Here is a 24,485-nt window from a genome sequence, read left to right on the forward strand (position 1 = left end):
AAATGAGAAGCCGTGTCGGACCTGGCCTTTTCCCGTGAAAAGCTCCTCGAGACCCTTCTTCAAGTGCAAGGCCTGGCCGATCGCTCCGCGCGGGACGCACGCGTCGAGGAACTGAACGGCATGCTCGCTGCTCCCCTGCGCATTCGCCGCTCGGACGACGCGGCCGAGGATCTCGCCGCCATCGTGGAGGCGGCCTCCACCGCGCCCAACGGTCTGCGCCTGTTCGCCGAGACCGTGATCCGCTGGCATCCCGGTGACGCGTCCGCCCGGTTCGGGGCGCTCGCGGCGGGCAGCCGCCCGTCCCGGCCCCGGGTCTACCGGCCGGAGGAGCGGATCGTCGGCGACATCCCGATCCGGAACAGGAATTTCACCGGCCGGGTGGAGCTGCTGGAGCGGCTGGGCGCCACGCTGTCGAAGGAGTCGACCACCTCGGTCCTCCCGCCGACGCTCAAGGGCCTCGGCGGTGTCGGCAAGACCCAGCTCGTCATCGAGTACGTGCACAGGAATCTCGACCGCTACGACCTGATCTGGTGGATCCCGGCGGAGCAGTCGTCCACCGTGCTCGCCGCGCTGACCCAGCTGGCGCAGCGGATCGACCTGCCGATCGCCGACGACCAGCAGGAGACCGCCCGGACCGTGCTGAACTGGCTGGCCGCCGGTGGTGACGACCGGGACTGGCTGCTCGTCTACGACAACGCCGACGAGCCGTCCGACCTGACGCCGCTGCTCCCGTCGACCGGCGGTCACGTGATCGTGACGACCCGGATCGAGGAGTGGAGCCACATCGGCATCCCGATCGAGGTCGACGTGTTCCGGCGGGACGAGAGCGTGCAGATGCTCACCCGGCGTACCCAGGACTCCAGCTCGCTGGCGCCGATCTCGGACGACGAGGCGGACGAGCTGGCCGAGGCGCTCGGTGACCTGCCGCTGGCCCTGGAGCAGGCGGCGGCCTGGTATCTGGCGACCGGCATGCCGGTCCCGGAGTACATCGAGTTGCTCGGTGAGCGCAGCGAGCTGCTGAACGAGGGCAAGCCCGCCGACTACCCGCTGACCGTCGCCGCGTTCGTGTCGGTCGCACTGGAGAAACTGGACAACAACGACCGGGCCGCGGCCCAGTTCTTCGCCCTGTTCGCGTTCCTCGGCGGTGAGCCGGTCCGGCAGTCGCTGCTGGTGCGCGGCGCCAACGCGGCGCTCACCGCGGAGCTGCGGGCCGCGCTCAACGACTCGATCTCGACCGGCCGGATGGTTCGCGAGCTGCGTAAGTACGGTCTGGCCAAACAGGTCGGCCGGTCCACGTCGGCGATGGCGGCCGGCGACCGGACACCGCGGCTCCAGGTTCACCGGCTGGTGCAGCGGGTGCTGCGCGACACGCTCAACCCGGAGGTGCGCCAGGAGACCCTGCGCAACGTGCAGCGGCTGCTGGCGGTGGCCAAGCCGGGCGACCCGGACGAGGTCGGCGAGCTGGCCCTGCAGAGCGAGATGGGCCCGCACCTGACGCCTGCGGACATGGTGCACTCGGGCACCCCGGAGGGCCGGCAGACGGTCCTCGACCACGCCCGCTACCTCTACATCGTCGGCGACTACGAGAACAGCCGGGCCCTGGCGAGCCGGGCCTCCGAGGAGTGGTCGAAGGACGAGACGGATCCGCTGCTCGGGCCAGACGGGCAGTCCACCCTGCTGGCCCGGGCGCAGATCGCCAACGCGATCCGGGCGCTGGGTGACAGCAGCACGGCGTCCGAGCTGCTGCTGGACACGTACAACCGGTTCCTGGGCAGTCCGTTGCTGGGGCCCGAGCATCCGTACACATTGATCACCGGTAACCAGCGCGGGCACGACATGCGCATCGCCGGCCAGTACCGCGAGGCGATGGCGTTCGACGAGGACAGCTACCGGCTGCACCGGGAGGTCTTCGGCGACGAGGAGACGTACACGCTGCGGGTGAAGGGCAACCTGGCGGTCGACTACCGGCTGTTCGGTGACTTCGCGCAGGCGCTGAAACTGGACGAGGAGATCGTCTCGCACTGGGCCGACCAGGGCATCGTCGACGCCAACGTGATCCGCACGCACATGAACGTGGCCCGTGACTTCTACGGTCTCGGCCACTACAACGCCGCGCTGGAGCGGCTGCGGGAGTGGCTGCCGGAGCAGGAGCGGCTGCTCGGCGCCCGGCACGGCTTCGTGCTGATGTCCGAGCGGACCCACGCCATCACCCTGCGGAAACTGGGCCGGCTCGCCGAGGCGCTCGAAGTGATGCGGACCAACCACGAACGCACCGCCAACCGCTTCAACTCCCCGTTCAACCGCAGCCACGAGTTCTCGGTGGCGGCCACGGTGAGTCTGTCCAACGTGCTGCGGCAGGCCGGCGAGTTGCAGGAGGCGGCGGAGCTGGCCGACGACGCGCTGACCCGCTACCGCGACGACTTCGGCGACGACCACCCGCTGACCCTGGCCGCCGAGGTGAACCGGGCGATCATCCTGCGGGCCGCCGGGCTGTTCGAGGAGGCGTTCGGACTGGACCAGCACGCGTACCCGCGGTTGCAGGTGAAACTGGGTTCGGACCACCCGTACACGATCTGCGCCGGCACGTCCCTGGCCAACGACCACGCGCTGGCCGGCCGGCACCGGGCGGCGCTGGAGCTGTCCGAGGAGATGCTGCGCCTGAGCCGGGAGGCCGACGCCAAGGGCACGGAGGCACGCGGCGGTCAGGAACATCCGTACGTACTGATGCGGGCCCTCAACCTGTCCCAGGATCTGCGGGCCACCGGCGCCGAGACGCGTGGCGCGAAACTCTTCCGGGACTCGCTGGATCAGTTGACCGGCCTGCTGGGCGCCAACCATCCCGAGGTGGTGGCGGCCGCGGCCGGGCAGCGGCTCGAGGGCGACATCGAGGCGCCGCCGACCTGATCGGCCGGGCCGGGGGCTACCGGCCGTTGCGATCCTGCCAGGCGCCGTGGATCCGGGCGAGCGTGTCGTGCGCGTCGCGGGCCACGGCGTCCGGGACCGGTTCGGCCAGCAGCCGGTCGGCGGTGCGGCGCAGTTCGGCCGCGAAACGCAGACCGTCGGCGGTCAGCGACCCGGACTCCTCGACGGCGGTGAGCCCGCGGTCCACCTGCAACCGGGTCTCGGCGAAACGGGCCTCGGCCACCGCGACGGTGCCACGCAGCGCCCGCCACGTGTCGGCGACCCCGGCGAAGGCGTAGACGCCCTGCAAGAGTCCGGGCAGCGGCCGCGGGTCGGTACGCCACGGCGCGAAGTACCGCCGGTCGTCGGCCGGATCGGTCAACTGGACCAGGTCGAGGATCGCGCTCAGCTTGGAGTGCTGGAACTCGTGCACGAGGGTGACCGCGAAGTCGCCGGGCGTGCCGGGGCGGGTCAGGCCGAAGACGCCGAAGGCGTGCCGGATGGTGGCGCTGCGGGCCGATCGCGGGTCGGTCTGCAGCAGCGGGACCAGCGTCTCCAGGCCGGCGGCCAGTTCGGCGGCCCGTTCCGGCAGGCAGGTGGCGAGTATCGTCCACGCGTCGGTGAAGGTCTCCTGCCAGCGCGACACCTCCGCGTCGTCGAGCCGGTTCGCGGGCGGCACGTGGTGCCCGTGCCGGTACGGGTGCAGGTCGTCCAGGGCCAGGTCGATCGACTGTCCACAGGCGTCGGCGGTGAGCCGCCGCACCGGCAGCCAGCCGTGCCCGCCGGGAAGCGCGACCACGCCGTCCCCGCTGAGCCGGAACAGCCGCCCCCCGGTGGTGCTCACCTCGACCGTGGCGGCGTCCCCGGCCTCGATGGCGCCGACGCCGGGCAGCACGGCCAGCCCGTGGTGCACCGGGACGGCCACCGAGCCGTCGATGCCGGCGCGCGCGGCCGCGACCACGGCGATCGCCGACAGGTACCCGAGGTCCCCGGCCGACGCCTCGCCCGCCAGGACGGCCCGGCCGGCGATCGCCGCCCAGCCGCCGGTGAGCGGGTCCCCCACCACCCGGCGGAACGCGGCCGGGTCGGCCTGGCGGGCGCGTTCCAGAAGACCGGCCGGCCCGCCGTGGTCCAGCAGGTACCGGATGAGCAGCAGGTGCTTGCTGAGCTGGGTGCGGCGCAACTCGTGGATCGCCTCGGCGCCGCCGAGCCCGCCGGCCAGCGCGGTGAGGGCGTCCGGGGCCAGCTGGTGGACGGCGACGGTCATGATTTTCTCCCGAGGGAAACGGCGACACGGTCGTAGACGTGGCCGACGAGGGCCAGCAGGTCGGCACAGTAGACGGACGGCGACCGGAATCCGGTGCCGCGCCGGTAGCGGTGGGCGTAGTGGCCGCCGCCGCAGAAGGCGACGGCCGGACAGGACAGGCATTCGTCGGCGAGTGCCGCGCGGCCGATCTGCCGGGCCACGATGCCGGGGTGGTCGAGCGCCTCGTCGAGGTCGTGACGCAACACGTCCAGCCCGGTGGCGCAGGCCCCCTCGTAGGCGCTCTTCAGCGCGTCGACCTGCTCGATCGCGCCGTCCGACTCGACCACGACGACACCGGACGGGCTGAGGCCGAGCTGTTCGCCGCGACTCGCGCCGCCGAGGACCAGGTTGAGCGCGTCCTCGAAGATCCGGATCCGGGGCGGCGCCTCCTCGGCGTACCAGCGGTCGAAGACGGCGATCAGCCAGTCGGCGTACGGCGTGGCGCGCCCCTCGACCGGCGGTGGCGGGGACTCCCAGTTGGCGTGCGGCAGCAGCAGGTCGATGGCCGGCGGGTCGAACGCGCGCAGCTGCTCGTAGCAGGCCAGCGGGTTGGTTCCGGCGGCCACGGTACAGAGCAGTCCGGCGTACGCGGGCCGGTTGTCGGGTTTCTGGAGCAGGGTGAGGGCGCGCTCGACGGCGGCGAAGCTGCCCCGGCCGTCGGGTGTCCGCCGGTGCCGGTCGTGGTCGGCGGCCACCCCGTCGACGCTGACGCCGGCCTGGATGCCGTTCTCCAGCAGCATGGCGACGATCCGCTCGTCGAGCAGGACGCCGTTGGTCTGCATACCGATGTCGACCCGGCAGCCGTCCGGGAACGCGGCGCGCGCCGACCGCGCGAGTTCGGCGAGACGCTCCCGCCCGTACAGCAGAGGCTCTCCGCCGTGCAGGACGATCCGCACGCGGGTGAGTCCGTGTCGGCGCGCGTGCGCGGCGAAGCGCGTGAGCGCCGCGTCGCGCACCTCGTCGGGCATGGTTCTCGGCCGCTCACGCCAGGTCTGGTCCGGATGTTCGTACACATAGCAGTACGAACACGCCAGGTTGCACCTCTGGTGCACTTTCAGGACCATCTCGCGGAACGGGACCGGCCGGTGCCCGGCCGCGCGCACGGCGGCCACGTCCAGTTCGGCGTACGGCCAGGGAGCCGCGGCGTGCGGCGCCGGGGCCACGGCCGTCAGTCCTCGGCGACGAACGAACCGAACGCGCTGATCACGCCGTCGGTGTCGGCGAGACCGTCGAGCACCTGCCGCAGTGACCGGCCGAGCACTCCGGAGGTCTCGGCCGCCAGCGACGCGATCGGGAGGTCGGAAACATCGGCTAACGGGATCCACCGATCCTCGCTGGGCGCCTCCGCCGATGCAGCATTCATCGTGACCTGACCTCCTCCGGCGCTCCCGGCTCCGGCGCCGGAAGCCCCTGTCAAACCCTGTCAATATATGGTTGACCTGGCAATTCGCGGTTTATGTCGCCCCCACGGGGAAACGAGGGCGACCGTCCCAGGCTACGGTTTTCGCCGGTCCACAGATCGGATGTCGGACGCCTTCTGACAAGAGTTGACAGACGTTCTCAGGCTGAGGGCGGTTCGATGTGGGCGATCGCGCGGACGCCCCGCGCCACCTCCAGGACGGCCGGATGGTCCGGTCCGAGACTGCGCCGCAGACCGCCGAGCACCGCGTCCAGTGACGGGGAATCCCCGCCGTCGGCCGCGAAGTTGGCGGCCGCCAGCAGTGTGTCCGGGTGCGACTCGCCGTAGACGTCGCGGGCGCTGCGGTAGGCCTCCTCGGAGATGCCGCGCGCCGACGCCGGATCCTCCAGGGCCATCGCCGACGCCAGGTTGGTCACGGCCGCGACCGTGAACGGGTGCTCGGCGCCGAGACGGCCGCGCAACGCCACGTACGCCTCGGATCCGATCTGCCGGGCCTGCTCGGCGCGGCCCATCGCCAGCAGGGTCGCCACCACGTTGACCCGGGCGACCTGGGCCAGCGGATTGTCGGCTCCGAGCGCCTGCTCGTACTGCTGTTCGGCGCGTTCCGCGACGTCCAGCGCCTCGCGCAGCCGGCCGAACTCGCGCAGCGCACCGCTCCAGCTCATCGCCACCGCGAGGGTCAGCTCGCGGGCCACGCCGACCCGCACGAGGCAGGCCTGATGGCAGGCGGCCAGCTCCTCCGCCGCGCCGCCCGGATCACCGAGCCGCCGCGCCGCCACCCCGCTCATCCGGCGGGCCCGCAGCAGCTCCCGGCCGCTGCCGTGGGTGAGCACCGCGGTCAGCCGCCGTCCGATCTCCCGGTAGCGGCCCAACCCGTACAGGTCCTCGGCTATGGCATTCAAAAGACGATGAAAAGCCCCATCCGGTACGCCGACGCGCGCCTGCAACCGCACATAGGCGTCCTGGTCGTCCACGTACGCGTCGCTGAACCGGCCCAGCAGCCGCATGCTCACGCCGCGGTTGTACCGGCTGGCCGAGGTCCGGTAGTCGTCCTCCGGAAAGAACCGCAGATGCCCCCGCAGGGTCTCCTCGTCCAGCTCGAACGCCCGCTGGTAGTGGCCCGCGATCCGCAGATCGTGCCCCCGCCCCCGGGCCAGGTCCAGCGCCACCGGATGATCCGTGTACGCCGGATCGGCCGCGAGCCGGGCCGTCATCTCCGCGGTCAGGGCCTCCGCCTCGGTGTACCGCCCGGCCGCCCGCAGCGCGTTCGCGTGGTACCGCCGGATCTGGAGCACCGCCTCGTCGGTCCGGGCCGAGGCCGACCGCACCGACAGGGCCGTCTCCACCCGCTCGCCGAGCCGCCGCGCCCCGGCGATGTCGTCGTCCAGGAACCGGAACCGGATCTGGTGCCGCACCGTCCGGTACGCCGCCGGATGGTGCCAGTCGACCAGCTCGGCCGGCCCGACGTGCGCCGCGATGGCCCGGTGGGTCGGCCAGGTCCGCCGGTCCTCCGGATGCCCCGGATCGGCCGCCACCAGGATCTCCCGCACGTGGTCACGGATGCGCTCCCCGGCCGCCTCCGGCAGCAGGTCACGCACCGCGAGACGGATCAGCGCCGGGATCTCGACGCCGTCCTCCGGGCTACGCCGGGCCAGCCCCGCCTGCACCAGCTCGGCCAGCCGGCGGCGCAGCGCGATCTGGTCCTTGAGCAGCGCCCGCAGCTCGGCCGGCACCTCCCGGCGGGCGGCCGTCGCCAGCAGCGGCACCTGGACCGGGCCGGCCCCGAACCCGGCCAGCAGCGTCAACAGCCGCACCGTCCCCGGATCGCGGCCGAGCCGGGCCAGCGCCGACCGCACCTCGGCCAGCACCGGTGGGCCGGCCGACAGTGTGGACGGGTGCCGGCAGAACTCGGCGAGCGCCAGCGGCATCCGCCCGAACGCATCGGCCGCGGCCGCGTCCCGTCCACGTTTACGCAGGTACTGGGCGACCTCGCCGGGGTCGAAGTCGGGCACCTCGACATCGCGGTAGGCGCTGTCGCGCGCCCACGTCGCGTCCCGGGTCGTCACGATGACGCTGCCGCTGATGGTGCGGATCAGGGCCCGGATGTCGCTGCCGCGCAGCCCGTCGAAGATCAGCAGGTAGTTGCGGGCCCGGCCGAACGCGGCGAACAACCGGTCGAGAGTCTGCCGCCGGTCCGGCGACGGCGTGATGCCCAGCCGTTTCGCCAGCTCGACCAGCGAGGTGGTGGCCCGGTCGAGATCCCGCGCGTCCACCCACCAGACGATCGGGTACTCCGGGGAGTACAGCCGGGCGTACTCCGCGATCAGCTGCGTCTTGCCGACACCGAGCGGGCCGTGAACCACCACCGGCACGTGCGGATCCCGGGTCAGATGCTCGTGGATCAGGTCGAGCTGGGGTTCCCGCCCGGTGAAGAACGGGTCCCGCTCCGGAAGCCGGCCGTGCACGATGACCTCGGCCACCGGCTCGGGCGGCCGGATCTCCACCGGCGGGTGGGGCTCCGGTTCCGGTTCCGGCCCGGGTTCCGGCCGGGGCGCCGGGTTCCGGGAGGCCGATGAGCACAGTTCGACACCGACGGACAGTTCCTCGTCCACATCGACCGGCTGATCCGCCGCCCGGCACAACACGATGATGATCGACCGGATCTTGCTCCACGCGGGCAGCGGATCACCGCGGAACAGGGCGCTCACGGTCTCGTGCGACACCGGCTCCAGGCGCGGGTTCTTGCGGGTCATCTGGCTGATCGCCCGGGTGGCGGGCCGGCCCGCCACGTTGTACAGCCGGTGCAGCCGGATCAGGAGCCTGCGATGATTGCCTTCCGGCACTCGGTCGACGCCTGGCAGATCGATGGGCACTCCGCACGCTCCGAGGCACGTCGCATGGCTGTGGAGATGGCACGCCGGTTCAGCGGTGAGACCACCAAGAATGGCATGCCTGGTCGCCTGTCAACAACCCGGCCGCGCCAGGCTAGCGTGGGCGGGCATGACCTACTGGGACACCGTCGGCGCCACCAAGACCTTCACCCATCCGCTGCACCACCCGTGGCTGGCCGGCATCGACCCGGCGGCGCGAATTCTCGACTACGGCTGCGGCTACGGACGGACCATGGCCGAACTCGTCACCCTCGGCTTCCCGGACGTGTCCGGAGTGGACGTCTCCCCTGCCGTGATCGCCCGCGGCCGCCGGGAACACCCGGATCTCGACCTCGGCGTCATCGCGTCACCGCCGACCGTGGATCGTCCCGCGTCCGGCGCGGACGTCGTCGTGCTCTTCGCGGTCCTCACCTGCGTACCCGAGGACGAGGCCCAGACCGCGCTGGCCGCCGAAGTCACCCGGCTGCTGGCGCCGGGCGGCCTCCTCTACGTCAGCGACCTGCTGCTGCGACCCGGCCGCCCAGCGGTCTTCACCACCTCGGACGGTGCCGTGTGCCGCCATCACGAACGCGACCACCTGCTCCGCCTCTTCGCCGGCTTCGACCTGGTCGCCGAGCGCCACCTGGACGTGACCACGATGAACGGCAACCCGGCCAGCGGGATTCAACTACTGCTGCGGCGCGGCGAGGACGACGCCGGGGTCGTGGGCGGTGCGGATCCGCTGTAGGTGAAGTCCAGCTCCCGCTCCGCGCCGGGGCGACGGTCGGCGAGCGCGGCCGCCACCTCGTCAGCGGTCACGCACGGGCGCGTCACGGCAGGTCGGAAACCGGTTCACTGCAGAAGCGGGCTGCGCATGAGGATGTCCCGTCGCTCCGGGCCTGCCGGCCTTCTGCGGCACAGGAAGCACGCTGGCGCTCCGCTATGGCATTCTGCAATACTGCAAACTGCCATATGGGGGGGTGGGACGTGCGTAAGACCGACCGGGATCTGGCATCGCTGACGGTGCTCGCCCTGCTGATGACGGGGCCGCGGCACGCGTACGAAATGCATCTCTTGATCGAGAAGACCCACAAGACGTTCGTCACCGGGTTGCCGCGCAGCCTCTACCACGCGGTGAACCGGCTGGTCGGCGGCGGCGAGATCCGGGTCAGCGACGTGGTGCGCGAGCCCGGGCGGCCGGAGCGGACCGTCTACGCGCTCACCGATCAGGGACGGGCGCGCCTGCGGGAGTGGATCGGGGTGCTGCTGCGCGAGCCGGATCCGGACTCGTCGCTGCTCACCGCGGCCCTGAGCTTCGCCGGCTGCCTGCCACCGGAGACGGTCGCCGGTCTGCTGCGCGAGCGCCAGGCCGGGCTGGAGGACCGCCTGGCCGCCGCCGGCGCCGTGCCGGAACTGCCGCGCATCCTGCTGATCGAGACAGAGTACGAGGTGAGCAGGCTGACCGCCGAGCGCGACTGGGTGTCCGAGATCGCCGCGGACATCGAGACCGGCCGGCTCACCTGGCCCGCCGACATGGCCGAGGTGGCCGACGTGACGCCGCTCCTGCAGGAGGACGGCTGACGAGAAGCGTCCCGGGGAGACCGCGCCAACGATCCCCCCGGGCCGGAATCACAGGAAGCAGCGCCTCCACGGGACCCGGTTTCCAGCGCTCCGAGTCTAGTGGGGGCGGCTGCGCGACCCGGAGAGGATCAATATGACCAGAACTGGTACGGCAGTCGTGAAGCTTCTGTTCGAGGCTTCGGCGCCGGTCAGCGCGCGGATCGAGCGGGTGCGGGCGCTCATCGACGACGGCTGGGTACTGGACGCGTTCCTCGGCAGCGAGGAGGCCCGCTCCTACGTGGACGTCGACCATCGGCCGGGGATCGTCGGCTTCCAGGGCCACTGGTGGTACCGCGGCGAGATCAGCGCGGCCCCGTCCACCGACGGGACGACCGTGACGTACCGCGTCTACAACATCGCCGGCCGCACCGCATGGGCGGTCCCCCTGGCGAACCGCCTGTTCATCGGCTACCGCCGAACGGTCCGTGAGGGCGTCACCACCCTGGCCCAAAAGATCGAGTCCCACCTGGCCCCCTGATCCCCTCACCGCAGGCGGCACGGCCACCCTCGGCGACCGTGCCGCCCCAACCCCACACCACCCTTCTCCCGCCCCTCCCCGCTCCCCCTTTCTCCCGCTCCCCCCGTTCCCGCCCCCTCCCCGCTCCCCTTCTTCCGCTCCCCTCCCCGCTGCCTCCTTCCCCCGCTCCCCCGCTGCCCCCTTCTCCCGCTCTCGCTCCCCCTTCTCCAGCTCTCGCTCCCCCGCTGCCCCTTTCTCCCGCCCCCTCCCCGCTGCCTCCTTCTCCCGCTCCCGCTCCCGCTCCCGCTCCCGCTCCCGCTCCCGCTGCCCCCGCTCCCCCGCTCCCCCGCTCCCCCGCTCCCCCGCTCCCCCGCTGGCACGCTGCCCCTTCCCCTGCCCCGCGTCCCTTCCGCCCTCGCTTCCCCGAGCACTCGCCGATCTTGGACGTCCTCCCACCGCCACGGGTGACGGAAGACCCAAGATCCACAGCCCTGGGGCGACAGCGCGCGTGAGCAACCGAGCGAGCCGAAGGCCATCCGGAATCTTGGACGTTCGGCCACCCGTCGCGGTGGGCAAAGGTCCAAGATCCCCGAGCCTCGGGCAGCGCCGACGGCGCCGGCCGGGAGGTCAGGCCGAGAACGAGGGAGGCAAGCAGGCAAGCCACACAGCCAGAGATGGAGATCTTGGACGATCGGCCACCGGAAACGGTGGGGAAACGTCCAAGATCGCCGTGCCTCGGGCGGCGTCGGCAACGCCGGCCGGGACACCAGGGGCCACGAGGGAGGCGACTTAGCGAGCCACACGAACGAGGGTGGAGATCTTGGACGATCGGCCACCGAAAACGGTGGGAAAACGTCCAAGATCTCGGCGCGGATGGGCTGCGCGAGGCGCGGAGCGCGGATGGGCTGCGCGGCGCGGGGCGGATGGACGGCGCGGCGCGCGGATGGATGGGCGGCGCGGGGCGGAGGGACGGGGCGGGGCGGAGGGACGGGGCGGGGCGGGATGAGGTGGAGTCGCGGGTGGGTGCGGCTCTGGGCGTACGAGATTAGGGGGTTTTGTGGGGGTTTACCAGGATTTTTGCGTGCTTGTCGGCTTTGGCTAGCTGGTCGAAGGCTTCGGGGACGCCGTCCAGGTCGACGACCCCGGTGATCAGGGGGCGCGGGTTGATGCGGCGGCGGGCGACCATGTGCAGGGTCTCGCGGAACTCGGCCGGGTCGTAGCAGAACGAGAACCGCAGGTCGACCTCCTTGTTGCTGGCCATGGTGGGCCGGAAGGTGTCCGGTTGCATGCAGACGCCGACCACGACGACGCGGGACCGGAACGGCGCGTGGGTGACGATGTCCTCGATGACCCCGGGCACGCCGACGCACTCGAAGACGGCGGCGCCCCGCGGACCGGCGCCGAACCGCTGACCCAGCCGCATGACCGTCCACCACGGGACGCCGGGGATCCGCTGGAGGGCATCCATCGCGCCGATGCCCGCCCCGTAGAGGGCCGTCGCGTTGGTGACCAGGCGTTTGTCGTCGCCGAGCACGTCCCACGGTGACTGGACGGCCGGATCGACGACGATGTCGGCGCCGCAGGTGCGGGCCAGCTCGCGGCGCGGCCCGGAGAAGTCGCTGGCGACGACCCGGCGGACGCCGGCAGCCTTGAGCATGAGGATGACGGCGAGGCCGATCGGTCCGCATCCGATCACCACGGCGGTGTCGTCCTTGGCCACGTCGCCGCGGCGGACCGCGTGGTGGGCGACGGCGAGCGGTTCGGTGAGGGCGGCCAGACCGGGGTCGAGGCCGTTCGGGACCGGCATGGTGGCGGCCTCGGAGACCAGCAGGTATTCGGCGTAGCCGCCGGGCGCGTGTTGCGACATGCCGGTCATGTGGATGTCGTCGCCGTGCTTGATCAGCGGGAGGGAGACCACCGCCTGGCCGGGTTTCCAGCGGCGGCGGCAGCCGGGACCGTACTCGTCGACGATGCCGGTGAACTCGTGCCCCATCACCACGTGATGCGAAGAGCGGATGAAGTCGGGGTAGCCGACCTCGGCGGCCACGTCGGCACTGGGCTCGGCGTCGAGACGGACATGAAGATCAGAACCACAGATCCCGGTACGGGTGACCTTCAGGCGAATCTGACCGTGCCCCGGTTCCGGCAGGGGCACCTCACCGACCGACAGCTTCCCGTCGTGGAGGATGACCGCTCTCACGCGTCCACCTCCGCACGCACCCGGCCGAAAACCAGGCCCTCGTCGAGTTTGGCCCGGTTGGTGGCCCACGAGTCCAGCAGCACGTTCTGCCGGAACGCCCACGGGTAGCGGCGCGTCACCCGGGGCATCAGGTCAGCGGCGCGGGCCAGATAGCCGGACTGCATGTCCATGAACGGCCCGGTCGGCCCCAGGTCGGCGGGCGGGCTGGGCACCACGCTGTCGGCGCCGGTGTCGAGCAGTTTGCGCAGCAGCCGGGCCACGAACCGGGCGGTCAGGTCGGCACGGACGGTCCAGGACAGGTTGATGTAGCCGATGCAGACGGCCAGGTTGGGCAGCCCGCTGAGCAGCGTCCCGTGGTAGGCGTGCGACTGCGACAGGTCGGCGGCCACCCCGTCGACGCTGATCGCGATGCCGCCGAGCAACCGCAGCCGAAGCCCGGTGGCGGTGACGATGATGTCGGCTTCCACAGTCGAGCCGTTCTCCAGGCGGACACCGGAGGGCACGAACCGTTCGATGCGCCCGGTGACCACCGACGCGTCGCCGGAGCGGATGGCTTTGAACAGGTCGCCGTCGGGGGCGATGCACAGCCGCTGTTCCCACGGGTCGTACGGCGGCCGGAAGTGCTCGTCCACGATGTCCGCCGAGCCGACCTGCGCCACCGCCCCCTTGCGCAGCAGCGCCCGCATCCGGTCCGGCCAGCGGCGGCAGGCCTGGAACAGCGCCCACTGCATGACGGTGTTCTTGGCGCGGGTGATGCGGTGCGCGGCGCCGGCCGGCAGCACCTTGGCGAGCCCTCGCCCGATGATGTCGATGCTGGGCTGGGCCAGCACGTAGGTGGGTGTGCGCTGCACCATCGTGACGTGGGCGGCGTCGCGGGCCATCGCCGGGACGACGGTGACCGCGGTGGCGCCGGAGCCGATGACGACGACCCGTTTGCCGGTGTGGTCGAGATCCGGCGGCCAGAACTGCGGGTGGACGACCTGGCCCGCGAAGTCGCCGGTGAACTCGGGGTCGTACGGGTCCTCGTAGTCGTAGTAGCCGGTGCAGAAGGCCACGAACCGCACCACGTAGCCGAACCGTTCGCCACCCCGGGTGGCGGTCACCCGCCAGCGGGCGGCGGCGCTGTCCCAGTCGGCGGAGACGATCCGGGTGCCGTACTCGATGTGCTCGCCGACGCCGGTCGCCCGCGCCGTCTCCTCGATGTAGGTGAGCAGCGAACCGCCGTCGACGATGGATTTCTCGCCGGTCCACGGCCGGAACGGGAAGGACAGCGTGTAGACGTCGGAGTCGGACCGCACGCCCGGATAGCGGAACAGGTCCCAGGTGCCGCCGAGCCGGTCGCGGCCCTCGGCGATGGTGTAGGTCAGCTCCGGGCACCGCTCGCTGATCCGGTGGGCCATGTCGATCCCGGAGATCCCGGCCCCGATGATGAGCACGTCGACGTGCGAGTCCGTCATTCCGCGATCGTGCTCCCGTTACCCGCCGGAAACTTGACTCAGCCCGACAATACGGCTTCCGGGTGCGCGGACCCGGCGTGGCGGCACGCCCCACCAGCGGTGGCAGGCCCGGCTGAAGGTGGCCTGTTCGGCGAATCCGAGCCGGGCCGACACGTGGTGGAACGGCAGGCGCGTCCCGGTCAGGTAGAGCCGGGCCCGGTCGCGCCGCACGTCGTCGACGATCCCGGCATATGTGGTCCCGAGCTGGGCGAGGCGTCGCTGCAGCGTCCGGGGGTGCAGGGCGAGACGGTTCGACAGGATCTCGATGGGTACGGGGCCGAAGTCCAGTGACTCCCCCACGACCGCCCGGATCCGCCCGATCATGTCGTCCGCCCCGGGCAGGATGATCCGCAGGTAGGACTCGGCCCGGTCGCGCAGTTCCTCGCGGGCGCCGTCGACCGGCCGGGTGAGCAGTTCGTCGGGCACCCGCAGCAGTGACTCCGGCGCGCCGAACCGGACCGGCGCCCCGAAGAACCGCAGGTACGCGCCGGGGTCCGCGGTCGGCCGATAGTCCAGCCGGACGTCGATGAGCCCGTAGTCGCCGCCGAACAGCCGCCGCATCGCCCGGTGCAGGAACCCGATCCCCGCGTCGGTGGCCTGCACCGGCCGCAGCCCGGCCCGGGTCTGCCGGTAGCGCAGCGCGGTGACGCCGGGCCGCCCGTCCGGGTCGGGGATCCGGTCGACGCGCAGGGCGTCACTGTGCACGGCCAGGTAGCGCTCGGTGGCGGCGAGGGCGTCGGCGCCGGTGCGGCAGTTGGCCAGCAGGGCGGCGAGCGGCCCGAGGGTGTCGAGGTCGTGCCGGGCGGCCATCCGCAGGCCCAGGTCGGGGCAGTCGAGCCGTTCGGCCGAGTGTTGCAGGAGGGCGGCCAGCCGCCAGTCGGCGATCGGTACGTCGTCGTGGTCGAGGACGGCGGTGTCCAGGCCGGCGGCGCGCACCAGTGGCGCGGGGTCGGCGCCGAGACCGCGCACGACCCCGGCGAAGCCCCGGATCCCGGCTGCGCGGACGGTCGCCATGTGCAGCAGTCTCGGGACCCGGGCGAGGCCCGTCAACACTTTCCGGCCACCGTTAGGCTGCGTGCGTGCCGCCCGATGCACGCCGCCCCGCCGGCGCCCTGGAGTCCGAGATCCTGCGTGTCCTGGTCGCCGCGAGCGAGCCGTTGACGCCGCGGGACGTGCAGAAGCGGCTGGCCGCCCCGTTGTCGTACAGCACCGTGGTGACGATCCTGACCCGGATGCACGAGAAGGGCCGGGCGGCCCGCTACCGCGAGGGGCGGTCGTTCCGGTACGCGCCGCTCACCGACGAGGCGTCGGTCGCGGCGGAGCGGATGAGCGCGGCGCTGGGCGCCGGCACCGACCGGGCGACCGTGCTGCGCCGGTTCGTGGCCGGTCTGGCGCCGGGCGACGAGGAGCTGCTGCGCCGGTTGCTAGAGCCGGGCGGCGATCAGTAGCTCGCCCAGGTCGACGACGCACTCGACGGTCCAGGCCAGGGAGAAGACGGCTATCGCCGCCGGCACGGCGAGGGCCGGGAGCGGACGGTTGCGGCGCGGGGTGATCAGCGAGGCGACCCGCCGGGGTACGGCGCCCGCGCGGCTCAGGTCGGGTGAGGGCGGCGCCATCCGGAGACTGCCGACGCGATGGGTGCTGTCGCTGACCAGGGCGGCCGTGGCGATGGCCCGGGCCACCCCGCGGCGGTCGCCCAGTTCGGTGGCGGCGCGCTCGTCGGCGGCCCGTTCCACCAGGTGGTCGATGTGCCGGGTGAGCAGCCGGAACACCGGGTGGACGGCGGCCGACAGGTGGGCGAGCAGGACCAGCCGGTGGTGCCGGGAGCGCAGGTGGGCGCGTTCGTGGGCGAGCAGGGCGGCGTACTGGATGTCGTCGAGGGCGTCGCGCATGCCGGTGGTGACGACGATCCGGCCGTCGCCGCCGGGGACCGCGAACGCCTCGGCACGGTCGTCGTCGAGGACCACCACCTGGCCGTCCACGGTGGGCAGGCCGGTGTAGCGGCGGGCGTAGGCGGTGTCGCGGCGGTGGGTGCGCCAGACCCGGGCGACGCCGGTGAGCGCGGCCGCCAGCAGCGCCAGGGAGAGCCAGGACACCCAGGGTTCGCTGTCGGTGTCGGCACGGACGTACGCGTCGGAAACGTGCAGCAGGGACGCGGTGAGCGGAAGCTCGGCGACGGCCTTGAGGGCGAAGGCGCCCAGGGTGACCAGGCAGCCGGCCGCGGCCGCCGTCAGTGAGGTGACGAGCAGTAACGCGGCGGCCTCGGGGCGCAGCCGGTCGGCCAGGTAGCGGATCGCAACCACCACCAGAACCGGGCAGATCAGGATCTCCCAGACGAAATGATCGAACACCGCGACTCCCTCACCGATTCGATTCGGAGTGTCGCACGTGGTGGCGGTGACCCTGGACAGTGAGGGCAGGCAACCCTAATCTACAGTCTGTAGAACCAAGGTAAGGCAATCCTTATCGGAGAAGAGGAACATGCTCGCCACCTACCTCATCGGCCTGCGCGAAGGGCTCGAGGCCACCCTGGTGGTCAGCATCCTGATCGCGTTCCTGGTCAAGTCCGGCCGCACCGACCGGCTCCCCCAGGTGTGGGGCGGCGTCGCCGCCGCCGTGACGCTGTCCATCGGGTTCGGAGCGCTGCTCAGCTACACCTCCACCACCCTGCTGCGCGACTACGACCAGCGGGAGCTGTTCGAGGCGGTCACGTCGATCCTGGCGGTCTGCTTCGTCACCTGGATGATCTTCTGGATGCGCCGGGCCGCCCGGTCGATCAGCGGTGAGCTGCGCGGGAAACTCACCGACGCGCTCGCCCTCGGATCGATCGCGGTCGCCGTGATGGCGTTCCTCGCCGTGGTCCGCGAGGGCCTGGAGACGTCGCTGATCTTCTACTCCGCGGTGCAGGGCGCCGACCTCGACGGCAAGCCGCTCTACGCGCTCACCGCCGGCATCCTCACGGCCGTCGCGATCGGCTATCTGATGTACGCGACCGCCGTCCGGATCAACCTCACCGTCTTCTTCACCGTCACCGGGGTCCTGCTCATCCTGGTCGCCGCCGGCATCCTCAAGTACGGCGTCCACGACCTCCAGGAATCCGGCGTCCTCCCGGGACTGAACACCCTGGCGTACGACGTGAGCGCCGCCCTCGACCCGTCCGCGTGGTACACGGCCCTGCTCACCGGCATGTTCAACGTGACGCCCACGGCCAGTGTCGTGGAAGCCGTCGCCTGGATCGCGTACGCCGTACCCGTGCTCGTGCTCTTCCTCCGTCCCGCGACGACCGCGGTTCCCGCCCCCCAGCACTAGGAGATATCGTGCGCCACCTCCATAGCCCCCTCGCCTTCACGGCGGCCGTCGTCGTCCTGGCCGGATGCTCCTCCTCCGGCGGCGACACCGCCACCGCCGCCGCGGGCGGGCCGATCACGGTCAAGGCCACCGACAGCAGCTGCGAGGTCGCTCGCACCCAGGTCGACGCCGGGACCAGCGTCTTCGCCATCACCAACGGCGGGCAGAAGGTCACCGAGTTCTACGTGTACGCCGCGGGCGACCGGGTGATGGCCGAGGTCGAGAACATCGCCCCCGGGCTCTCCCGTGACCTGCACGTCGAACTGCCCGCCGGCAGCTACGAGACGGCCTGCAAGCCCGGCATGATCGGCAAGGGCATCCGCGGGCAGCTCACCGTCTCCGGCTCGGCCGCGCCGCTCACCGACGACGCCGCCCTGCTCGCCGCTACCGAGAGCTACTCGCGGTACGTGAAGTCGCAGACCGCCGCCCTGGAGGTGAAGACCACCGAGTTCGTGACGGCGGTCAAGAACGGCGACGCGGCCAAGGCCAAGGAGCTGTTCCCGGCGGCCCGCACGTACTGGGAGCGGATCGAGCCGGTGGCCGAGATCTTCGGCGACCTCGACCCGCGCATCGACGGTCGCGAGGAGGTCACCGAGGAGGGCATGAAGTTCGGCGGCTTCCACAAGATCGAGCAGGACCTGTGGCAGAAGAACGACATCTCCCAGTCCGGCCCGATCGCCGACCAGTTGCTCACCGACGTCAAGGAGATCGTGCAGAAGGCCAACGCCGAGAAGCTGTCCCCGCTCCAGCTCGCCAACGGCGCCAAGGCCCTGCTCGACGAGGTCGCCTCCGGCAAGATCACCGGCGAGGAGGACCGCTACTCGCACACCGACCTGTGGGACTTCAACGCCAACATCGACGGGTCCAAGGCGGCGATCGCCTCGCTGCGGCCGGTCCTCGAGGAGCGGGACGCGGCCCTGGTCAAGACGCTGGACGCGGAGTTCGCCAACGTGGACGCGACGCTCGCCAAGCACCGCTCCGGTGACGGCTGGAAGCTGCACAACGAGCTGTCGCAGGCCGACCTCAAGGAGCTGACGGACGCGATCAACGCGCTCGCCGAGCCGATCAGCCGGGTGGCGGCCGTGGTCGCCAAGCAGTCATGAGCAAGGTTTCCCGGCGGGCCCTGGTCATCGGCGGCCTGGGCGCCGCCGGTGCCGCCGGCACCGCGGCCGCTCTCCTCTCCGGTGGCGAACCGGCGAACTCGTTCTCCGACGCGGTCGCCTTCCACGGCCCGCACCAGGCCGGGATCGTCACCCCGGCCCAGGACCGGCTGCACTTCGTCGCCTTCGACGTCGTCACCAAGGACCGTGACCGGCTGATCCAGCTCCTGAAGGACTGGACGGTCGCGGCCACCCGGATGACCGCCGGAAAGGACGCCGGTGAGGTCGGTGCGGTGGCCGGCCTTCCGGAGGCGCCGCCGGACGACACCGGCGAGGCCATCGGGCTGCCGGCGGCCGCGCTGACGCTCACCATCGGGTTCGGGCCGACCCTGTTCCGGACCGCGGACGGGCGCGACCGCTTCGGGCTGGCGGGCAGGCAGCCCGGGGCGCTCGCCCCGCTCCCCAAGTTCACCGGGGACACCCTCGACGCGGCCCTGTCCGACGGCGACATCGGCGTCCAGGCGTGCGCCAACGACCCGCAGGTGGCGGTGCACGCCATCCGCAACCTGGCCCGCATCGGCATGGGCGTGGTCAGCGTGCGGTGGTCGCAGCTGGGCTTCGGGCGCACCTCGTCCACCTCCACCGGGCAGGCCACGCCCCGCAACCTGTTCGGCTTCAAGGACGGCACCCGCAACCTCAAGGCCGAGCAGAAGGACCTGCTGCGCGAGCACCTGTGGGTGCAGCCCGGGGACGGGCCGGCGTGGATGGACGGCGGGTCCTACCTGGTCACCCGCAAGATCCGGATGCTGGTCGAGACGTGGGACCGGTCGCCGCTGGTCGAGCAGGAGGCCATCGTCGGGCGGCACAAGGGCAACGGCGCGCCGATCGGGCTGGCCGGCGAGTTCGACGAGCCCGACCTCACCTCGGTCGGCGACGACGGCGAGCCGCTCATGCCGGCGGTCGCGCACGTACGGCTGGCCCACCCGGCCACCAACAACGGGGCCCGGATGCTGCGACGCGGCTACAACTTCGTCGACGGGTCGGACGGGCTGGGGCGGCTCAACGCGGGACTGTTCTTCATCTCGTACCAGCGGGATCCGGCGAAGGCGTTCATCCCGGTGCAGCGCAGCCTGGCCGCCCAGGACGAGATGAACGAGTACATCCGGCACGTGTCCAGCGGCCTGTTCGCCTGCCCACCGGGCATCAAGAACGCCGGCGACTTCTGGGGCAGCGGCCTGTTCACCTGAGTGGTAACGGCCACAACCCGGATTCGGCCCGTACTCGATAGATTCGGGGCGTGCCGCGCCGGAATGCCCTCGCCCTCGCCGTCTGTCTCGCCGCCGCGTTCACCACCCTGCTCGACCAGGCCAGTCTCAACACGACGGTGCCGGCGCTGCGGGAGTCGCTCGGGGCCGGTCCGGCCACCCTGCAATGGATCATCGCGGGGTATTCGCTGGCCTTCGGGCTGGCCATGGTCCCGGCCGGGCGGCTCGGCGACGCGCACGGGCGCAAGTGGTTCTTCGTCGCCGGGATCGCGCTGTACACGGTGGCGGGCGTCGTCGCCGCGACCGCGAACGAGGCGTGGGTGGTGGCCGTCGCGCGCCTCGCCCAGGGCGCCGGTGCGGGCATCATCAACCCCCAGGTGTACGGCATCATCCAGGACCTGTTCACCGGCCGGGACCGGGCCTGGGCGCTGGGGGCGTACTCGACCGTCGGCGGGATCGCGGCGGTCCTCGGGCCGCTCACCGGTGGGCTGGCGCTCGGCGCGTTCGGCGACGATCTCGGGTGGCGGGTCGTGCTGCTGATGGGTGTGCCGTTCGGGCTGCTCACCGTGCCGCTGGCGATCAGGTTCCTACCCGCCGGCCGTCCGGACCACGGCCGCCGCACCACGCTCGACCTGCCGGGGCTCGCGCTGCTCGGCGCGGTGACCCTGTGCCTGCTGCTGCCGTTCGTGCTGCCCGGCGACCAGGGGCTGCCGGTGGCGGTGTGGCCGCTGGCCGCGGTGACGGCGCTCGCGGCACTGGCCTGGTGGGAGCGCCGCTACGCACGCTCCGGCCGGACTCCGGTGCTGATGCCCGAGCTGGTGCGCTCACGCGGGTTCAGCCTGGGCACGCTGACGGCGATGTTCCAGTTCGGGGCGACCCTGTCGGCGAACCTGGTGCTGGTCCTCTACCTGCAGGAGGGCCTCGGCTGGCCGGCGCTCGAGGCGGCGCTGCCACTGATCCCGGGCGCGATCGGCTTCGCGGCGGCGTCCTCACAGAGCTGGCGGCTGGTGGCCCGCTTCGGCCGCTCCGCGGTGGTCGGCGCGCTGGCCGGTGCGGTGACGACCACCGCGACGACGATCGTCGTACTGCACACGGTCCCCGAGTCCGGCCTGGGCGTCGCACTGATGTGCACCCAGTTCGCGTCCGGAGTCTGCGGCGGTCTGGTCCTCTCCCCCAACCAGGCCCTCACCCTGGCCCACGCCCCGGCCGGAGCGGCCGGCCTGGCGGGCGCCTTCCTCCAGGTCTCCCAGCGGATCTCGGCGACCCTGGCGATGGCCGCGGTCACCGGGATCATGGTGACCGGCCAGAACGTCACCGCGGCCCTGGCCATCTGCCTCACCATGATGACCGCCTCAGCCGCGTGCGCGGCCCTCGACCTCCGCACCCGGCCGACGGCGCCCCGGCCCACCGTTCCCCCGGTCCCGGCCACCGAGACCCGCTGACCCATCTGCCCGCGTTGCGTGAGATGACCGGCCCCTACCAGGGGTGATGATCAGGACATGACCTCCACCTGGGCGCCGCTGCGGATCGGCGTGTTCCGGATGCTCTGGCTCGCCGTCCTCGGCAGTCAGATCGGCACCTGGATGCAGACCGTCGGCGCCCAGTGGCTGCTGCTCGGCGAACCGAACGCGGGCACCCTGGTCTCGCTCGTGCAGACCGCCGCCACCCTGCCCGTGCTGCTGCTGGCCCTGCCGTCCGGGGTGCTCGCCGACACGTTCGACCGGCGGCGTCTGCTGATCAACGTGCAGCTGGTCCAGCTCGCGACCGGGGTGATGCTGACCGGGCTCACCGTGGCCGGGCAGATGACCCCGCCACTGCTGCTGCTCCTCACGTTCGCGCTGGGCTGCGGCACGGCGATGACGAATCCGGCGTACCAGGCGGTGATCCCGGAACTGGTGCCCCGCACACTGATCCTGTCGGCCGCGGCGCTCGGCTCGATCAGCATCAACCTGGCCCGCGCCATCGGCCCCGCCATCGCCGGCGTCCTGGTCGCCTGGGCCGGGCCGGAAGTCGTCTTCGGGCTCAACGCGGTCTCGTTCCTGATCTTCGCGATCGCCCTGCTGGCCTGGCGGCGGGACCCGCAGGACAATGCCGCCGAGCCGTTCGTCGCCGCGCTGCGAGCCGGCGGCCGCTACGTGCGCTACGCGCCGATCATGCGCCGGCTGCTGTTGCGCAGCGTGATCTTCGTCGTCCCGGCGATGGCCCTCTGGGCGCTGCTTCCGCTGGTCGCCAGCCGCCGGCTCGGTCTCGACGCGAGCGGGTACGGCCTCCTGCTCACCGCCCTCGGCGTAGGCGCCGTGCTCGGGGCGCTGATCCTGCCCCGGCTGCGGGCCGCCCTCTCCGGTACCGGCATGCTGGCCGTAGCCAGCCTCACCTACGCCGCCGCCCTGGCCGTCCTGGCGGTCGCCCGGGAACCGGCGTTCGCCGTGATCGTCCTGGTCCCGGCCGGCGCCGCCTGGATGACCGTTCTCACCAACCTGAACGCCGAAGTGCAACTCCTGCTCCCCGCCTGGGTCCGCGCCCGGGGCCTGGCCGGCTACCAGACCGCGTTCTTCGGCGCCCAGGCCGTCGGCTCCCTGGTGTGGGGCGTGGCCGCCGACCGGATCGGCCTGGCGGAGACGTTCCTGATCGCCGCCGGCCTGACCGCCGCCGGCGCGGCCACCCTGCCGTGGGCGCCGCTCATCCCGTCCGGCCACCTGAACCGCGACCCGGCCACCCCATGGCCCGAACCCCGTCTCACCCACGAGCCGGACCCCGGCGCCGGGCCGGTGGTGGTCGAGGTCGCGTACTCGATCCCACCGGACCGGGAGGCCGACTTCCTGGAGGCGATGAGCGAGGTCCGCCGCTCCCGGCTGCGCACCGGCGCGGTCCAGTGGGGCGTCTTCCGCGCCGGCGAGACCTCCGGCCGGATGGTCGAGCTCTACGTCATCCCCACCTGGGACGAACACCTGCGCCAGCACGGCGGCCGCCTCACCGGCGCCGACGCCGAATTCGACGCGCGCGCCCGCGCCCTCTCGACCACCCCACCCGAGGTGGTGCACATGCTGCACGCTCCGGTCCGGCACGGCCCACGCTGAGGCCCCACCCATTTCTGGTACGGGTACGGCGTCGCTGGCGACCAAGGGTGTCCCAGGTGCAGACTCGTCGACGTGACGAGCGCCGCGGGGAAGCTGGTCGACGGTCGCTGATCCCGTCACGAGGAGGCAGCCGCGGTGCAGCCGAGGACGATCGCCGACGCGCTTCGTGAGTTCAAGGGTGGGATCATCGTCGGCCTGGCCCTGCTGATGTGCTGTTGTGGCGTCTCCTCCCTCGTCACTGTCCAGCTCGTCAAGGAGCGGCGGGACACACCCGGCGTGCGCGCAGCGAGCGAGGCGTACCTCACCGCTGTCGTCAACCGCGACTACCGCACCGCGTACGACCTGCTCTGCGAAGGTGATCGCCGGAACCAGCCGATGGCGACGTGGAGGCCCGTCCACGATGCCACCACCGGACCGACCGGTTTCCGCATCACCAAGGTCGACACGGAAGGCGATTCATGGACCGTCTACACGACGACCGCCGAGATCACCCGCCCAGGCTCCCCGACCGAGGAGGCCGTGTTCAACCTCGAGAACCAGGACGGCGCCTGGAAGGTGTGCAACCCGCCGAAGCTGTGAGGCAGGCGCTCCGGTCGCGGCAACCGAGTGTGCGTCGGCGCCTCGGGTGAGCCCCAGAGGTGGCCGCGCGAGCGCGGACGGGGTCGCGCTGCTGAACCAGCTGCCCGTTGCCTGCCGCCAACAACGCGGGCGCGATATCACCGTATCGGGAACTGGGTGATTTCCTGCTCCCAGTCGGTCACGGCTGCGGTGATGTCGGCCTGTGGGATCGTCAATCGAACTCGATGTCCAAGACCCTCATCATCGTCGTTCGAGCCGTTGGGCGGGCGCGACTCCGCTTCGAAGTAAACGCCCAATGTGGCTATACCCTGGGCCGCCCCGTTCAAGGCAAACATCAGATTCGGTTCGGTAAGCCAGAGCCGAAGCTCGCTGGGGTCAGCGGCTGTGACAGTCGCTGGACTCGCTTTGCTGAGTCCGCGGAGCCACGTCGCAAGTTCTCGCGCTTCCCAAGTGGTCATGCACGGATCGTGGAACTCCCACGACTGAGTGCCATCCCAGACCTTGCCGCGAATCATTAGCCAGTTGGCGTCCCAATCGACCTGCTCGGACCGCGATTGGCCGCTTGCGAACTGGTAGCCGGTCACCGCGATGTCCACAAATAGGCCGTTCAAGGACTCGAGTCTCACGCGTCAGATGCTAGCGAGAAGGACCTTCAGCGAGCCGCAGGGTGAGATGACTCGTCGTGGGCCGGCAGGCGCCGCACACGGTGACGCGGATCGGGGGTGGCCGGTTCCTCGGGGTGGGTCCGAAGCACGGGCCGCGGGGCGCGCCGTTGGTGCTCGACGACGCCGAGTTGCTGGTCGGCACCGGTGCCGGCAGGTGACCGCGGGCGGTACTCTCGGCGCG

General features: G+C 71.8%; 21 protein-coding genes. 12 read left to right on the forward strand and 9 right to left on the reverse strand.

Annotated elements, in window-relative coordinates:
- The first annotated feature begins 12 nt into the window (after window positions 1–12).
- Window positions 13–2,904, forward strand: a complete 2,892-nt coding sequence (fxsT, locus tag BJ964_RS39550) for an FxSxx-COOH system tetratricopeptide repeat protein (RefSeq protein ID WP_268248022.1) — start codon at window positions 13–15, stop codon at window positions 2,902–2,904.
- Between the two features lie 16 nt (window positions 2,905–2,920).
- Here the strand turns inward: fxsT (BJ964_RS39550) and BJ964_RS39555 are convergent, their stop codons facing one another.
- The 4 genes from BJ964_RS39555 to fxsT (BJ964_RS39570) form a co-directional block, all read right to left on the reverse strand.
- Window positions 2,921–4,168, reverse strand: a complete 1,248-nt coding sequence (locus BJ964_RS39555) for an HEXXH motif domain-containing protein (RefSeq protein ID WP_188125447.1) — start codon at window positions 4,166–4,168, stop codon at window positions 2,921–2,923.
- Entirely contained in the window at window positions 4,165–5,370 is a 1,206-nt protein-coding gene (locus tag BJ964_RS39560; protein ID WP_229806950.1) for an FxsB family cyclophane-forming radical SAM/SPASM peptide maturase, read from the reverse strand. Before BJ964_RS39560 ends, BJ964_RS39555 begins: the two co-directional genes overlap by 4 nt.
- Window positions 5,371–5,375: 5 nt before the next feature.
- A complete protein-coding gene (locus BJ964_RS39565) occupies window positions 5,376–5,570 on the reverse strand; it encodes a hypothetical protein (protein WP_188125448.1) in 195 nt (64 codons plus the stop codon).
- Window positions 5,571–5,767: 197 nt separating this feature from the next.
- A complete protein-coding gene (gene fxsT / locus BJ964_RS39570; RefSeq protein ID WP_188125449.1) occupies window positions 5,768–8,500 on the reverse strand; it encodes an FxSxx-COOH system tetratricopeptide repeat protein in 2,733 nt (910 codons plus the stop codon).
- Between the two features lie 127 nt (window positions 8,501–8,627).
- Between fxsT (BJ964_RS39570) and BJ964_RS39575 the strand changes: the two genes are divergently transcribed.
- From BJ964_RS39575 to BJ964_RS39585, 3 genes are all read left to right on the forward strand, one after another.
- A complete protein-coding gene (locus BJ964_RS39575) occupies window positions 8,628–9,245 on the forward strand; it encodes a class I SAM-dependent methyltransferase (RefSeq protein ID WP_188125450.1) in 618 nt (205 codons plus the stop codon).
- 239 nt (window positions 9,246–9,484) lie between these two features.
- Entirely contained in the window at window positions 9,485–10,078 is a 594-nt protein-coding gene (locus BJ964_RS39580; protein WP_203832649.1) for a PadR family transcriptional regulator, read from the forward strand.
- A gap of 157 nt (window positions 10,079–10,235) precedes the next feature.
- Window positions 10,236–10,595, forward strand: a complete 360-nt coding sequence (locus BJ964_RS39585) for a hypothetical protein (protein WP_188125452.1) — start codon at window positions 10,236–10,238, stop codon at window positions 10,593–10,595.
- Between the two features lie 1,024 nt (window positions 10,596–11,619).
- Here BJ964_RS39585 and BJ964_RS39590 read toward each other — a convergent pair.
- Genes BJ964_RS39590 through BJ964_RS39600 form a run of 3 tightly spaced genes read right to left on the reverse strand, consistent with a single transcriptional unit; the run spans window position 11,620 to window position 15,284 of the window.
- Window positions 11,620–12,774, reverse strand: a complete 1,155-nt coding sequence (locus tag BJ964_RS39590; RefSeq protein WP_188125453.1) for a zinc-binding dehydrogenase — start codon at window positions 12,772–12,774, stop codon at window positions 11,620–11,622.
- Window positions 12,771–14,231: a flavin-containing monooxygenase gene (locus BJ964_RS39595; protein WP_188125454.1), complete on the reverse strand. Its 1,461-nt coding sequence runs from the start codon at window positions 14,229–14,231 to the stop codon at window positions 12,771–12,773. Before BJ964_RS39595 ends, BJ964_RS39590 begins: the two co-directional genes overlap by 4 nt.
- Before the next feature lie 18 nt (window positions 14,232–14,249).
- Window positions 14,250–15,284 carry an AraC family transcriptional regulator gene (locus BJ964_RS39600; RefSeq protein ID WP_188125455.1) on the reverse strand — a complete coding sequence of 345 codons (1,035 nt, stop codon included), beginning with the start codon at window positions 15,282–15,284 and terminating at the stop codon, window positions 14,250–14,252.
- 65 nt (window positions 15,285–15,349) lie between these two features.
- Here BJ964_RS39600 and BJ964_RS39605 point away from each other — a divergent pair, with 65 nt between their 5' ends.
- Complete coding sequence (locus BJ964_RS39605; protein ID WP_188125456.1) at window positions 15,350–15,718, forward strand: BlaI/MecI/CopY family transcriptional regulator; 369 nt, start codon at window positions 15,350–15,352, stop codon at window positions 15,716–15,718.
- On the opposite strand, the gene BJ964_RS39610 is transcribed toward BJ964_RS39605, so the two are convergent.
- Window positions 15,695–16,621 (reverse strand): M56 family metallopeptidase, encoded by a 927-nt coding sequence (locus BJ964_RS39610; protein WP_188125457.1) that lies wholly within the window; start codon window positions 16,619–16,621, stop codon window positions 15,695–15,697. The genes BJ964_RS39605 and BJ964_RS39610 overlap by 24 nt on opposite strands.
- Window positions 16,622–16,751: 130 nt before the next feature.
- Here BJ964_RS39610 and efeU point away from each other — a divergent pair, with 130 nt between their 5' ends.
- From efeU to BJ964_RS39640, 6 genes are all read left to right on the forward strand, one after another.
- Window positions 16,752–17,579, forward strand: coding sequence for an iron uptake transporter permease EfeU (efeU, locus tag BJ964_RS39615; protein ID WP_188125458.1), 828 nt, complete (start codon window positions 16,752–16,754; stop codon window positions 17,577–17,579).
- A gap of 8 nt (window positions 17,580–17,587) precedes the next feature.
- On the forward strand, window positions 17,588–18,721 hold the full coding sequence (gene efeO, locus BJ964_RS39620; protein WP_188125459.1) for an iron uptake system protein EfeO: 1,134 nt from the start codon (window positions 17,588–17,590) through the stop codon (window positions 18,719–18,721).
- Window positions 18,718–19,965, forward strand: a complete 1,248-nt coding sequence (gene efeB, locus BJ964_RS39625; RefSeq protein ID WP_188125460.1) for an iron uptake transporter deferrochelatase/peroxidase subunit — start codon at window positions 18,718–18,720, stop codon at window positions 19,963–19,965. The genes efeO and efeB overlap by 4 nt, the downstream gene beginning before the upstream one ends.
- 50 nt (window positions 19,966–20,015) lie before the next feature.
- Complete coding sequence (locus BJ964_RS39630) at window positions 20,016–21,425, forward strand: MFS transporter (protein WP_203832645.1); 1,410 nt, start codon at window positions 20,016–20,018, stop codon at window positions 21,423–21,425.
- 57 nt (window positions 21,426–21,482) lie between these two features.
- A complete protein-coding gene (locus tag BJ964_RS39635) occupies window positions 21,483–23,060 on the forward strand; it encodes an MFS transporter (RefSeq protein ID WP_188125461.1) in 1,578 nt (525 codons plus the stop codon).
- 135 nt (window positions 23,061–23,195) lie between these two features.
- Window positions 23,196–23,639 (forward strand): Rv0361 family membrane protein, encoded by a 444-nt coding sequence (locus BJ964_RS39640; protein WP_188125462.1) that lies wholly within the window; start codon window positions 23,196–23,198, stop codon window positions 23,637–23,639.
- A 137-nt stretch (window positions 23,640–23,776) separates the two neighbouring features.
- On the opposite strand, the gene BJ964_RS39645 is transcribed toward BJ964_RS39640, so the two are convergent.
- Entirely contained in the window at window positions 23,777–24,265 is a 489-nt protein-coding gene (locus tag BJ964_RS39645) for a WapI family immunity protein (protein WP_188125463.1), read from the reverse strand.
- Between the two features lie 56 nt (window positions 24,266–24,321).
- Here BJ964_RS39645 and BJ964_RS39650 point away from each other — a divergent pair, with 56 nt between their 5' ends.
- A complete protein-coding gene (locus BJ964_RS39650) occupies window positions 24,322–24,462 on the forward strand; it encodes a hypothetical protein (protein ID WP_188125464.1) in 141 nt (46 codons plus the stop codon).
- Window positions 24,463–24,485: the final 23 nt, after the last annotated feature.

This window comes from Actinoplanes lobatus (assembly GCF_014205215.1).
GTDB lineage: Bacteria > Actinomycetota > Actinomycetes > Mycobacteriales > Micromonosporaceae > Actinoplanes > Actinoplanes lobatus.

Excerpts from the sequence above, each read along its gene's own strand:
- BJ964_RS39555 (WP_188125447.1), bottom strand. The coding sequence starts at position 4,168 with ATGACCGTCGCCGTCCACCAGCTGGCCCCGGACGCCCTCACCGCGCTG.
- BJ964_RS39565 (WP_188125448.1), bottom strand. The coding sequence starts at position 5,570 with ATGAATGCTGCATCGGCGGAGGCGCCCAGCGAGGATCGGTGGATCCCG.
- BJ964_RS39575 (WP_188125450.1), top strand. The coding sequence starts at position 8,628 with ATGACCTACTGGGACACCGTCGGCGCCACCAAGACCTTCACCCATCCG.
- BJ964_RS39595 (WP_188125454.1), bottom strand. The coding sequence starts at position 14,231 with ATGACGGACTCGCACGTCGACGTGCTCATCATCGGGGCCGGGATCTCC.
- BJ964_RS39600 (WP_188125455.1), bottom strand. The coding sequence starts at position 15,284 with ATGGCGACCGTCCGCGCAGCCGGGATCCGGGGCTTCGCCGGGGTCGTG.
- efeU (WP_188125458.1), top strand. The coding sequence starts at position 16,752 with ATGCTCGCCACCTACCTCATCGGCCTGCGCGAAGGGCTCGAGGCCACC.
- efeB (WP_188125460.1), top strand. The coding sequence starts at position 18,718 with ATGAGCAAGGTTTCCCGGCGGGCCCTGGTCATCGGCGGCCTGGGCGCC.
- BJ964_RS39635 (WP_188125461.1), top strand. The coding sequence starts at position 21,483 with ATGACCTCCACCTGGGCGCCGCTGCGGATCGGCGTGTTCCGGATGCTC.